The organism is Glycomyces arizonensis DSM 44726 (genome assembly GCF_000482705.1).
GTDB classification, from domain to species: Bacteria; Actinomycetota; Actinomycetes; order Mycobacteriales; family Micromonosporaceae; genus Glycomyces; species Glycomyces arizonensis.
In genome coordinates this window covers 281,879-294,259 of sequence record NZ_AXWO01000001.1, presented here as the reverse complement: position 1 = coordinate 294,259, position 12,381 = coordinate 281,879, and the positions used below count along the sequence as shown (strand labels likewise).

The following is a 12,381-nucleotide window of genomic DNA, read 5'->3' as shown; positions in this document are numbered from 1 at the left end:
AGGCGGGTAAAGAAAAAGGGGCGGCAGGTCAGACCCGCCGCCCGCGCGTATTCCGTTGGGGTTAAGCGGCGCTGCAGGTCACCTCGGGCGCGGCCGCGGGGCCGCTGGCGATGAAGCCGAAGACCTCCTTGGTCTGGCCGGAGGCGATCGAGCCGTTCCAGCCGACGTCGGAGGCGGTCACCGAGCTACCCGACTGGCTCAGGTCGGCGTTCCACTGGCTCTGGACGGTCTGGCCGCCCGGCCAGGTCCACGTCAGCGTCCAGCCGCCGAGGCTCTCGCCCGCGGTGACGGAGACGTTGCCCTGCCAGCCCGAGCCCCAGTCGTTGACCACGTCGATGGCGGCGGTGCAGTCGCCGTCGCCGGCGGGCGGCGGCGTGGTCTCGTCGTCGTCCGGAGGCGTCGTGTCGTCATCGGGCGGGGTGGTGTCGTCGTCCGGCGGGGTGCCGCCGAAGACCGACGCGCGCTCGGCGGTGTTGGCGATCCCGTACTGGCTGTTGAAGACGCGGTCGCCCCAGGTGGTCATCCGGTTCGGGTCGAAACCCAGCACCTGGTCGAGGTTCTCGGCGCCGCTGCCGTTGCCCGAGTAGGACCAGGCGAGCCAGCCGATGCCGCGCGCCTGCGCCTCGCTCTGGACGGTCTGCCACGCGACCGGCTGGCCCTGGTGCTCGTCGCCGTACTCGCCGACGATGAGCGGCAGGTCCATCGCCTCGAAGGCGTCGAAGTAGTCGATCACGGTCTGGCTGGTGCCGAAGACCTGGTACATGTGGACCGAGAAGAGGGTGTTGCCCTGGCTGTCGGCGGCGGCCACCTCGGGAGCGTTGTCCCGCATGATGTGCTCCCAGTCCTGCCCCCAGTTGGGGGCGTCGACGACGAGCGTGTGGTCGAAGCCCGCCGCGCGCATCTCCTGGATGGCGCTCTTGGTGGCGTCGGTCCACTGGGCGGCGTCGGTGTTGCCGATCGGCTCGTTGCCGATGTTGATGAGCACGTAGGCCTCCTGGCCCTCCAGGACGCTCTGGATGCTCTTCCAGTAGTCCACGGCCTGGTCGAGCGTGGCGGCCGCGCCGTCCTCGCCGTAACCGGTGGTGTCGTGGACCTCCAGGACGCAGATGAGCTGGTTCGCCTTGCACTCGTCGATGATGTCCGCGACCGTGGACGCCGGGCTCGGTCCCCAGCGCTGGCCGGAGCCGAGCACGACGCGGACGGTGTTGGCGCCCAGGTCGCTCAGCTCGCTGTAGCTGTCGAACTCGCCCTGGTACCAGACTTGGGCGTGCGAGGATCCGCGCATGACGAACGGGTTGCCGTTCGCGTCGATCAGCTGCGTGCCGTTGATGGAGAACCCGCCCCCGGTCTGGGCGCCGGCCGGCAGCAGCGCCCAGGCGCCGGCGAGGGCGACGGTGAGTGCGGTGACGGCGGCGAGCAGCCACTTGCGCAGCGGCCTGCCGCGAGGGGCCGTTCCGGCCCGGGAATTGATGTTATTCATGTAAATCCTTCGATCTAAGATGAATCGGTTAATCCTGACCTCAATATAGAGAAACACAAATATCTATAGAGGTCAATATCGAAGTGCGAAGGTCTTGCGCGCAACGGTATCGACGTCAGTGCGCACTGTTGCTGAACCGAGAAAGTCGTTCAGTGATGGGCGGTGCCGCGTCCTCAGACCGCCAGCGGCCCCGTGGATCCTCGCGGCGAGAGCTGCGCCGGGGCGCACCGCACCGAGAACGCCGGTTCCTCCAGCCCCGAGGGCTCCCCGCCGATGATCGACAGCAGCAGCTCCACCGACTTCGAGCCGTACGCCGGTATGTCGCGGCTGAACGCCGTCAGCGACGGATGCGTGAAGCGGCACAGCGGCGAGTCGTCCCAGGCCACGATGGACAGCTGGTCGGGCACCGCCAGCCCCAGCTCGTGCGACACGCCGAGCCCCGAGATCGCCATGACGTCGTTGTCGTAGATCAGCGCCGTCGGCCGCACCGAGTGCGTCAGCAGCCGCCGCGTGATGCGCGCCCCCTGCTCGCCGGAGTAATCGCTGTGGACCGTCTCGAACGACTCGAAGTCGAGCCCGCCCGCCACCTCGGTGAAGGCGGCGTCCCTGATGGTGGTGTGCAGCAGCCGCGGCAGCCCCGCCACGCGCGCCACCCGCCGGTGCCCGAGCGCGAACAGGTACTCCAGCACCTCCCGGCACGGCTCGGCGTCGTCGTGCCACACCGACGGCAGCGCCGCGCCCCCGATCGGGCCGCCCACGGCCACCGCCGGGAGCCCCAGCCGCGCCACCGCCTCCAGACGCCGGTCGTCCACGCCGATGTCGCACAGGAGCACCCCGTCGACCCGCCGCTCGGCCCACCACCGCCGGTACACCTCGAGCTCCTCGTCCACCGAGCCGACGATCTGCAGCGTCAGGCCGAGTGAACCGGCCGACAGCGTCGCCTCGATGCCGCTGATGAGCTCCATGAAGTACGGCTCGATGCCGAGCGTGCGGGCCGAGCGGCGCAGTGCGATGCCGACGGCTTGGGCGGAGGAGACCGACAGCGAGCGAGCCGCCCGGTTCGGCACGAAACCCATCTCGGAGGCGATCGCCAGGATCCGCTCCCTGGTCGCCGCCGAGACGCCCGGACGCCCGTTGAGCGCGTACGAGACCGCGCCCTTGGACACGCCGGCCGCCTGGGCGATGTCGGCGATGGTCGTGCGTCTGCTCATGTCGTCTCCTCCTGCCCCCGCGTGCGGATCAGGACCCGGCCGCCGCCCAGTGGTCCTCGTCCACCTGGGTGAGCGCGGGCGGGGCGAGTTCCCGGTCCCCGTCCGGTTCGAGCTCTTCGAGCTCGTCCGGCGCATCGGCCCACTTGCGGTGGAGCTGCGGCACCGAGGCCAGCAGGTTCCGCGAGTACGGGTGCCGGGGGTCGCCGAACACCTTGCCCGTGGCACCCATCTCGACCACGGCGCCGTGCCGCATGATGATGACCCGCTCGCTGATGTAGTTCGCCAGCGACAGGTCGTGAGTGACGAACAGCACTCCCAGGCCGCGTTCCTTGAGGTCCCCCAGCAGGTTGAGCACGTCGATCCTCGTCGAGGCGTCGAGCATGCTGATGATCTCGTCGGCCACCAGGACCTCGATGTCGAGCAGCAGCGCCCGGGCGATGAGCATCCGCTGGAGCTGCCCGCCGCTGAGCTGGTGCGGGTACTTGCCCCGCACCGCGGTCGGGTCGAGCCCCACCGACAGCAGCGTCCGCTCGACCTTGTCGCCCCACTCGGAGCGGCTCGTGCCCGGGAAGAACGACTCCCGGACGGTCTCCAGCACCCGGTCGGCCTTGAAGATCGGGTTGTAGCTGCTGAACGGGTCCTGGAACACGCCCTGCACGCGCCGGTAGTACTCCTTGCGCTGGGCGTGCCGCGCGGCGGTGATGTCCTGCCCGTTCAATCGGATGGTGCCCTTGCTGACCGAGATCAGCTGCAGGACCATCTTCCCGATCGTGGTCTTGCCGCTGCCGGACTCGCCGACGACCGAGAGCACCTCGCCGGGGGCGATGGTGAAGCTGACGTCCCGCACGGCGGTCAGCCGCTTCGAGCCGAGCGAGCCGACCCGGTAGGACTTCCACACGTTCTCGAGTTCGAGCATGTCAGCTCTCCACCTTCCAGCACGACGCCACGTGGTCGTCGGCGATCTGCACCGCGGGGGGCTCCTCGGCGCAGCGGTCGTGCGCGAGCGGGCACCGGGCGCGGAACCGGCATCCGGTGGGCGGGTTGAGCAGCTGCGGCGGCTTGCCGGGGATGCTCTTGAGCCGCTTGTCGCCGTATTCGAGCCCCACCTCGGGCAGGGCCCCGATGAGGGCCTGCGTGTAGGGATGGCTGGGCGACTTGATGATCGTGTCGGCCGGGGCCTTCTCGACGACCTGCCCGGCGTACATGATCATGATCGTGTCGGCGATCTGGTAGACCAGGGACAGGTCGTGGGTCACCACGATCATGCTCTTGACGAAGCCGAGGTCGCGGAACCGCACGAGCGTCTCGGCGACGGCCTTCTGGTTGGACACGTCGAGCGCCGAGGTCACCTCGTCGGCGATGAGCAGGCTCGGGTCCAGCAGCGTCGACAGCACCATGACCATCCGCTGCTTCATGCCGCCGGACAGCTCGATCGGGTAGTTGTCGAGCACCTTCTCCGACAGCCCCACCAGTTCGAGGCGCCGCACGAGCTCGGGCTTCACCTCGCGGTAGGACTTGCCCTTGGCGCGCAGCAGGTCGGCGGTCAGCTTCCCGATCTTGCGGGTCGGGTTCATCGCGCTCATCGAGTACTGCGGGATGATCGACACGTCGTTGAACCGGCGGGCGTTCATCGCCTTGTCGTCGTTGATCGGCAGCTCCTCGCCGTCGAGCACGGCGGTGCCGCCGACGTGCCGCATGCGGCCGTCGAGCCGGATCAGGCTCTTGCCCAGCGTGGTCTTCCCGCAGCCGGACTCGCCGGCGAGACCCATGATCTCGCCGTCTTCGAGCCCGAACGAGACCCCGTCGAGGGCGCGGACGTCGCCGCGCATGGTGCGGTAGTGGACGCGCAGGTCCTCCACTTGCAGTGCCATGGCTACATCTCCCTCAGCTTGGGGTTGAAGACCTCGTCGAGGCCGACGTTGGTGATGTACAGCGAGCCGACGATCGCGGTGATCGCCACCCCGGGCGGGACGAACCACCACCACAGTCCGAGGTGGAGCGCGCTCCAGGCCATGGACTGCTGCATCATGGTGCCCAGCGAGACGGCGTTGGTCGGGCCCAGGCCGATGAAGTCGAGCATGGCGGCGAACAGGATCGCGCCGCCGAACAGCAGGATCACCGACATCAGCAGGTAGGAGGCCATGTTCGGCATGATCTCCTTGATGATGATCTGCGGGGCGCGCTTGCCGGTCAGCTTCGCCAGGTCCACGTAGTCGCGGTTGCGCAGCGTGAACGACTGGGCCCGCACGGCTCTGGCGACCCACGGCCACGAGAACAGCCCGATGATGATCCCCTGGCTGACCACGCCGCGGACCTCCAGGTAGGAGCTGATGACGATGAGGACGGCCAGTGCGGGGAGGACGAGGACGACGTTGGTGAGCATGTTGAGCAGCTCGTCGACGATGCCGCCGCGGTAGCCCGCGGTGAAGCCGACGCTCAGCCCGATGGCGAAGGCGATGACGGCGCCCAGGCCCCCCACGAGGTAGGACGAGCGCAGGCCGTGCACGAACTGCGAGAACACGTCTTGCCCGAAGTAGGTCGTGCCCAACCAGAAGTCGCCCGAGGGCCCTTCGGACTTGGGCCCGATGTACTCGTTGGGGTCGTTGTTCAGGAAGAACGGGCCGATGACGCCGAGCAGCAGCAGCCCGATCACGATCGTGAGCCCGATGACGACCTTGGGGTTGCGCAGCGCGAAGTACAGGTGCTCGCTGCGTTTGCCGATCACGTCGGCGTCGGGAGTGACGCTGGTGGTCATGACTGGCCTCCTTCGAGTCCGAGGCGGGTGCGCGGGTCGACCAGGACGTAGACGACGTCGGCCAGGAAGTTGAACAGGAGCACGCCGATCACGATGAACAGCAGGATGCCCTGGAGCAGGAAGAAGTCCTGGTTCTGGATGGCGTTGAGCATGAGGCTCCCGAGCCCGGGGTAGGCGAAGACCGCCTCGGTGACCAGGGCGCCGCCGACGACGACGCCGAGCTGGAGCGCCAGGCCGCTGATCTGGGGCAGCATCGCGTTGCGGAACGCGTAGCGCCGCACCAGCCGCTGCGGCGCGCCGAGCGCCTGCATGTAGTTCGTGTAATCGGACTCGAGCTCGTAGATCACGAGGTTCCGCATGCCGATCGCCCAACCGCCGAGCGCGACGACGAACAGCGACAGGAACGGCAGGAACCAGTGCTGGACGAGGTCGACGAAGAACGTCCACGTCGGCGCGGGAAGGAGCGCGAAGCTGTAGCCCCCGGCGACGGGGAACCATCCGAGGATGATGCCGCCGGTCCAGGCGAGCAGGATCGCCAGCCACATGTACGGCACGGCCGTGAACAGGTAGCCGATCGGCAGGACGGTGTTGTCGAGCAGTTTGTTGCGGGCGGCCATGGCGCCCAGGCCGTTGCCGACGAACCAGCTGAGCAGGATCGAGGGCAGCAGCAGCGCGAGCGTGTACGGCAGCGCGTCGAGCACGACGCTGGAGACCGAGGAGGGGAACGCGAAGATGCTGACGCCCAGGTCGCCCTGGAAGAGCGCTCCCCAGTAGTTGAGGTACTGCTGCCACATCGGCACATCGAGGCCGAACAGGTTGTCGAAGTAGGAGCGCAGCGCCTCCGAGCTCTCCGGATTGGACACCGCGTTGCGGGAGAGCATGCGCGCCACGGGATCCCCTGGCATGAGCCGGGGGATGGCGAAGTTGATGGTGACGGCGATGAAGAAGGTGATGCCGTAGATGAGGAGTTTGCGCCTGAAGTAGCGGCCCATCGTGGCTCCTTGAGGTCGGGCCGGGGCCCCGCCGTACGCGACGGCGGGGCCCCGGGGGCTGCTATTCGGCGAGTTTGAGTTCGGTGATCATGTAGATCGCGCCCATGTTCCACATCCCGTTCCAGGTGCACGGGTAGGCGTCCGGGGTGTCCTCGGCCTCGGAGGGCCAGTTCGTCCAGACCTGGTTGCTGGCCTGGGCCCAGATGCCGTTGTACCAGATCGGGATGGCCGGCAGCTCCTCCAGGGAGATGCGCTGGAGCTCGGAGAGGACCTCCTGGAAGCGCGGGTCGTCGCTCGCGGTGCCGGCGAGCTCCTCGGTCAGGTCCCACGCCTCCTGGGACTCCCAGCGCTGGAAGTTGGCGTCGTGCTGCTCCTCGTTGATCGGCAGCTGGAACATGTAGCGGTAGTGGGTCCACGGCGAGTGGCTCACACCGCTCTGGTTGTTGAGGATCAGCTGGAAGCTGCCGGAGGTGCGGGCGTCGTCGACGGCGGCGGCGTCGATGAACTCCTCGGTGACGTTGATGCCGACGTCGCGCAGGTCGCTGGCGATGGACCGGGAGGCCTCCTCCCAGTCGGTCCAGCCCGCCGGGACGTTGAGCTTGAACTCGAACGCGTTGCCGTCCTTGTCCTCGACGAAGCCGTCGCCGTCGTTGTCCTCGTAGCCCGCCGCGGCGAGCATGTCCGCGGCCTTCGAGGGCTCGAACTGGAAGCCGTGCTCGGCCACGACGTCCTGGTCGACGTAGCGGTCCCACAGCGGGAGGAGACCGGTGGGGTTGGACGCGGCGACCATGCCGCCGTACACCGTGTCGACGACCTCGCCGGCGCTGATGGCGAAGGCCATCGCGCGGCGGAAGGCGGGGTCGTCGAGCGGCTTGAGCGTGGTGTTGGGGATGAGCATGGCCGTGTTGCCCGGCAGCATGTAGGGCGGGCCGTCGAAGTAGGTGCTCAGCGCCGGCTGGCCTTCGAGGAGGTCGGTGATGCCGGGCAGGAAGTTGTTCGACAGGTCGACCTCGCTCTGCATCAGCATGTTGAGGGTGACCTCGTTGCTGGTGTTGACGATGTCGACGATGAAGGTCGGCTTGGCCTCCAGGTCGAGGTGCTCGGTGGCCCACCAGTCGTCGCGCTTGACCCAGGCGACGCGGTCCTGGTCGTAGCTGTGGATGGTGTAGGGGCCGGTGACGACGGGGTCCTCGTTGGTGCCGGTGAGGATGTCCTCTTCGGAGTACTGCGACCAGACGTGCTCGGGCACGATCACGTTCGAGTACAGGAAGTTGTCCCACTCCTGGTGCCGCGCGTCGGTGAAGTTGACCCGGACGGTCAGGTCGTCGACGGCCTCGACCGACTCGACCCAGCCCCAGATGTTGTGGTACGGGACCGACTCGATCTGGCCGATCTCGAGCGTGTGCTTGACGTCGTCGGCGGTCAGCTGCTCGCCGTCGCTCCACTTGACGCCGCTGCGGAGCTTGAGCTCGTAGACCAGCTCCTCGGTCCACGAGCCCGACTCGGCGAGCCACGGCGTGAGGACGGCCTCTTGCGGGTCGAACAGGAAGAGGGATTCGAAGCCGAGCCCTCGGAGGCCCGTGACCTCGCCGGGCGTGATCGGGTTCCAGTCTCCGGGCGGCGCCCAGGCCGCACCGGTGGTGTAGAGGGTCTGATTGCGGGGGAACTCGCCCATGGAGAGGTCTTCGGGATTGCCGCTCGCACCTTGGCTGTCGTCGGTGCATGCCGAGGCCGTGGCCGCGACGGCGGTACCCGCCATGAGGGCGATGACGTGTCGCCTGTTCGTCATGATCTGCTCAACTTTCACATTGAGGGATGGTCGGTTCCCGGCATCTGACGATGCACCGGCGTTCTGGAGGGGTCCAGGAGTTTGTGACGGGGGCATCTTAACCGGGTCAGTGAGGTTTACTGAATCATGAGTGTATTTCAATGTCAAGCCGCCGTGTGACCCGGTCGGCGGGAGCGGTCCCGCGGTCCCCCGCGACCCGATGCTGGAAAACCTGTATACATACTGGTAGCACCCAGTGACGTGAAGGAAAACGGCGCGTTTTGTTGCAATATGGTCACGGCGGTGCCGGCCCATTGACGGGACTGGATATGGTCGATAGATTCTGGTCACTTACCCGGTTAAGTTCGTGCCGGATCACCCCTGACAGCGAACGAGAGCGAACGCACAGTGAACCCGAGAGCCAGACGCACCTGAACACCGCCATCGCCGCAAGCCCGAGCCGCCGGTCGCCGCGAAGGCGGCGAGGGCACGGCATCAAGGGCATGGCCCTGTCCGGCACCAAGGCGCGGGCCTCAACGGCGAGACCTACCCGATCATCAAGAAAATATAAGGAGCCTCATTGAGCGCCAAGCGAACCCTCCACGAAGGCTGGACCGTCACCGCGGGCGGGGAAAGCCCGATCGCGGTGGACGATCTGGTCGCGTCCGTACCCGGATGCATCCACACCGACCTCCTGGCGGGCGACCTCATCGACGACCCGTACGTCGACGACGCCGAACGCGAGCTGTCGTGGATCGGGCGCACCGACTGGACCTACCGCACGTCCTTCGACTACCGGGCCGAGCCCTGGGACGGCGTCGACCTGGTCTTCGACGGGCTCGACACGGTGGCGCAGGTCAGACTCAACGGCGAGGCCGTCGGCGAGACGGCCAACATGCACCGCCGCCACCGCTTCGACGTGAAAAGCCTGCTGCGCGAGGGCGCCAACGAGCTCGAAGTGGCCTTCACCTCGCCGTACGCCTACGCCGAGGCGCAGCGCGAGCGGCTCGGGGCCCGGCCCAACGCCTACGACCCCGAGCCGGGCAACTTCATCCGCAAGGCCGCCTGCAACTTCGGCTGGGACTGGGGCCCGAACCTCGCCGGCGTCGGCATCTGGCGGCCGGTGCGCCTGGAGCAGTGGAACCTCGCCCGCATCGACGAGGTCGTCCCGCGGGTCCGCGTCGAGGACGGGCGCGGCATCGTCGACCTCGCCGTCCGGCTTCACAAGGCCGTCGCCACCGACGTCGAGCTCGTCTGCGAGGCCGCCGGGCAGCGGGTCGAGGTCCTCCTGGCCGCCGACCAGACCGCCGCCGAGGTCAGGATCGAGGTCGACGGGCCGGAGCTGTGGTGGCCCCGCGGCCACGGCGAGCAGCCGCTCTACCCCGCCTCGGTCGCCGTGCGGGCCCTCGGCGCCGAACTCGACTCCTGGGAGCGCCGGATCGGCTTCCGCACCGCCGAGATCGACAACGCCCCCGACGACGAGGGCCGCCCCTACACGCTGAAGGTCAACGGCGAGCCGATCTGGATCAAGGGCGTCAACTGGATCCCCGACGACGTCTTCTTCTCCCGCATCGACGCAGGCCGCTACGAGCGCCGCCTGCGGCAGGCGGCCGACGCGGGCGTCAACTACGTGCGCATCTGGGGCGGCGGCATCTACGAGTCCGAGGACTTCTACGACGCGTGCGACCGGCTCGGCCTCATGGTGGGCCAGGACTTCGCGTTCGCCTGCGCGGCCTACCCCGAGGAGGAGCCGTTCTGGTCCGAAGTGGAAGCCGAGGCGCGGGACAACCTCGCCCGCCTCGCGCCCCACCCGAGCCTGGTGACGTGGACGGGCAACAACGAGAACATCTGGGGCTGGCACGACTGGGACTGGCAGCGCCGCCTCGACGACCGCAGCTGGGGCGAGGGCTACTACCTCGACCTGCTCCCCAAACTCGTCGCCGAAGTGGACGGCACGCGGCCCTACTGGCCCGGCAGCCCCTACTCCGGCGACCCCGAGCTCCACCCCAACGACCAGCGCAACGGCTCGATCCACATCTGGGACGTGTGGAACGACCTCGACTACGCCCACTACCGCGACTGGAAGCCCCGCTTCGTGGCCGAGTTCGGCTACCAGGCGCCCCCCACGTGGGCGACGGTGCGGCGCATGGTCACCGACTCCCCGCTCCAGGCCGAGACGCCGAACATGCTGTGGCACCAGAAGGCCGTCGACGGCCAGGCCAAGCTCCAGCGCGGCCTCGACGCCCACCTGCCGCCCGCCGCCGACTTCGACGACTGGCTGTACTACACGCAGGTCAACCAGGCCAGGGCGATGCGGCTCGGCATCGAGTACTTCCGCTCGCTCCAGCCCTACTGCATGGGCGCGGTCATGTGGCAGCTCAACGACTGCTGGCCGGTGACCTCCTGGGCCGCGGTCGACGGCGAGGAGCGGCCCAAGCCGATGTGGTACGCCCTCCGCGACGTCTTCGCCGACCGCATCGCCACCTTCCAGCCCGACGGCGAGCGGGGCGTGAAGCTCGTGGCCGTCAACGACTCCGCCGAACCGTGGAACGACGTGATCGGCTTCTGGAAGTGCAGCGCCGAAGGGCAGATCCTCGGCCGCGCCCTGCTCAAGCTCGACATCGACCCGAGGGACGCCGCCGACGTCGAACTGGGCGAGGACGTCCTGCCCGCCGACGGCGAATTCCTGGTGACCGGCCGCGACGACATCCCGCGCGCCACCTGGTTCACCAAGGAGGACAAGGACATGGACTGGCCGAAGGCCCGCTGGACCGCCGAGACCGAACCGGTCGACGGGGGAGTGGCGGTCACGGTCACCGCCGAGACCGTCCTGCGGGATCTGTGCCTGTTCGCCGACCGGCTCGACCCCGACGCGCACGTGGACAAGGCGCTCCTCACGCTCATCCCGGGGGAGACGGCGACCTTCACCGTCACCAGCGAGAAACTCAGGACCGCACCGGAACTGGCCGAGGCACTGACCTCGAAGCCGGTCCTGCGGGCGGTCAACGACTAGGACGTCGCAGTCCGAGGGAAAGGGAGGGCCCCGCCGAGCGCGGCGGGGCCCTCTATTCGCATGCTTCGCTGCGAGCGCCGTCGACGGCCCCGCTCGGGGGCCGCGCTATTCGGACTCGTTCTCGACGACGTTGTCCGCATCGCTCTGCGGCGCGTCCCCGGCCTCCTCGGCGGCCAGCGGCAGGGCCGCCGACAACCGCAGGGACTGCTGGAGCAGCTCCCAGCCGAGCACCAGGCCCGCGCCGTCGCCCAAGCCGAGCCCCAGACCGACGTCGTCGGCCAGGCCGCCCTGCTTGGCCAGCTTCGCCACCACCGGGTGCGGCGAGCGGTTCGGCATGTAGCACCACTTCGGCGACGCCAGGCCGTAGTCGCGCGCGAGCGTCATCGCCGCCACGGCGGCCGGGCCGTCCAGCAGCATCGGCGTCGACCGCGTCGCCGCGGTCAGGATCGCCCCGGCCATCGCCCCGACCTCGGCGCCGCCCAGGCGCGAGACGAGCGAGGCGGGCTTGCGCTTGAAACCGTGGTTGAACGCCAGGTGGTCGCGCAGCGCCGCGACGCGCCGCATCCACGACGAGTCGTCGACCAGGCCGCCCGGCGCGTGCAGCTGCGGCATGTACGCCGTGATGTCCTCCTTGGCGACGAACGAGCAGACCGCCACCGCGGCCGTCGCCGCCCCCGCCCCGAGCCCGGCGATGAGCAGGAGGTCCGCACCGCCGTCGACCGCCCGGTCGGCCGTCTCGCGGCCCAGCGCCAGCGCCTCCTCCAGCGCCGACTCGTCCAGCAGGGGGCCCTCGCCGCCGCCGCTCGCGCCCGTCTCGATGACCTCGACCGGGATCCCGGCCCGCGTCACCTCGGCGCCGATCAGCCCCTCGCCGCGCTGCACCGCCAGCACCTGGTCGGCCAGCGGCGACGCGTCGCCCGCGTCCCAGTCCTCCGGGTACTCGCCCGCGAACAGCAGCATCCTCGGCGACGTGAACGGCTCCGGCGCGTCGGTGGCCTGCATCCTCGCGGCCCAGCCGACGGCGGCGTGGAGGTTCCCGAGCCCGGTGCCTTCGATGAGCGCGTCCTGGAGCCGCGCGTTCGCGCGCGTCGTCCACACCCCGTTGGGGAACTTCGGCTTCAGATCGTCGAGGGGTCCGGCGTCGGTCGTATCAGTCACGGGA

General features: G+C 68.9%; 9 protein-coding genes. 1 reads left to right on the top strand and 8 read right to left on the bottom strand.

Annotated elements, in window-relative coordinates; genetic code table 11:
- Positions 1-61: 61 nt before the first annotated feature.
- From H613_RS0101280 to H613_RS0101250, 7 genes are all read right to left on the bottom strand, one after another.
- Entirely contained in the window at positions 62-1,480 is a 1,419-nt protein-coding gene (locus H613_RS0101280) for a cellulase family glycosylhydrolase (protein ID WP_211234655.1), read from the bottom strand.
- Positions 1,481-1,653: 173 nt separating this feature from the next.
- Positions 1,654-2,691, bottom strand: a complete 1,038-nt coding sequence (locus H613_RS0101275; RefSeq protein WP_026922364.1) for a LacI family DNA-binding transcriptional regulator — start codon at positions 2,689-2,691, stop codon at positions 1,654-1,656.
- 28 nt (positions 2,692-2,719) lie between these two features.
- Positions 2,720-3,607: an ABC transporter ATP-binding protein gene (locus tag H613_RS0101270; protein WP_026922363.1), complete on the bottom strand. Its 888-nt coding sequence runs from the start codon at positions 3,605-3,607 to the stop codon at positions 2,720-2,722.
- 1 nt (position 3,608) lies between these two features.
- Positions 3,609-4,562 (bottom strand): ABC transporter ATP-binding protein, encoded by a 954-nt coding sequence (locus H613_RS0101265; RefSeq protein ID WP_026922362.1) that lies wholly within the window; start codon positions 4,560-4,562, stop codon positions 3,609-3,611.
- Positions 4,563-4,564: 2 nt separating this feature from the next.
- The gene (locus H613_RS0101260; RefSeq protein WP_026922361.1) at positions 4,565-5,446 is read right to left on the bottom strand and encodes an ABC transporter permease; all 882 of its coding nucleotides are present in this window, start codon (positions 5,444-5,446) and stop codon (positions 4,565-4,567) included.
- Positions 5,443-6,438, bottom strand: a complete 996-nt coding sequence (locus H613_RS0101255; protein WP_026922360.1) for an ABC transporter permease — start codon at positions 6,436-6,438, stop codon at positions 5,443-5,445. The genes H613_RS0101260 and H613_RS0101255 overlap by 4 nt, the downstream gene beginning before the upstream one ends.
- 61 nt (positions 6,439-6,499) lie before the next feature.
- Positions 6,500-8,227 carry an ABC transporter substrate-binding protein gene (locus tag H613_RS0101250; protein ID WP_026922359.1) on the bottom strand — a complete coding sequence of 576 codons (1,728 nt, stop codon included), beginning with the start codon at positions 8,225-8,227 and terminating at the stop codon, positions 6,500-6,502.
- Between the two features lie 559 nt (positions 8,228-8,786).
- Here H613_RS0101250 and H613_RS0101245 point away from each other — a divergent pair.
- Positions 8,787-11,219: a glycoside hydrolase family 2 protein gene (locus H613_RS0101245; RefSeq protein ID WP_026922358.1), complete on the top strand. Its 2,433-nt coding sequence runs from the start codon at positions 8,787-8,789 to the stop codon at positions 11,217-11,219.
- A 105-nt stretch (positions 11,220-11,324) separates the two neighbouring features.
- On the opposite strand, the gene H613_RS0101240 is transcribed toward H613_RS0101245, so the two are convergent.
- On the bottom strand, positions 11,325-12,377 hold the full coding sequence (locus H613_RS0101240) for a nicotinate-nucleotide--dimethylbenzimidazole phosphoribosyltransferase (protein ID WP_026922357.1): 1,053 nt from the start codon (positions 12,375-12,377) through the stop codon (positions 11,325-11,327).
- Between the last annotated feature and the right edge of the window lie 4 nt (positions 12,378-12,381).

Bases quoted from the DNA above. Each gene is read 5' to 3' on its own strand.
- H613_RS0101280 (WP_211234655.1), bottom strand. From the start codon at position 1,480: ATGAATAACATCAATTCCCGGGCCGGAACGGCCCCTCGCGGCAGGCCG.
- H613_RS0101275 (WP_026922364.1), bottom strand. From the start codon at position 2,691: ATGAGCAGACGCACGACCATCGCCGACATCGCCCAGGCGGCCGGCGTG.
- H613_RS0101270 (WP_026922363.1), bottom strand. From the start codon at position 3,607: ATGCTCGAACTCGAGAACGTGTGGAAGTCCTACCGGGTCGGCTCGCTC.
- H613_RS0101265 (WP_026922362.1), bottom strand. From the start codon at position 4,562: ATGGCACTGCAAGTGGAGGACCTGCGCGTCCACTACCGCACCATGCGC.
- H613_RS0101260 (WP_026922361.1), bottom strand. From the start codon at position 5,446: ATGACCACCAGCGTCACTCCCGACGCCGACGTGATCGGCAAACGCAGC.
- H613_RS0101255 (WP_026922360.1), bottom strand. From the start codon at position 6,438: ATGGGCCGCTACTTCAGGCGCAAACTCCTCATCTACGGCATCACCTTC.
- H613_RS0101250 (WP_026922359.1), bottom strand. From the start codon at position 8,227: ATGACGAACAGGCGACACGTCATCGCCCTCATGGCGGGTACCGCCGTC.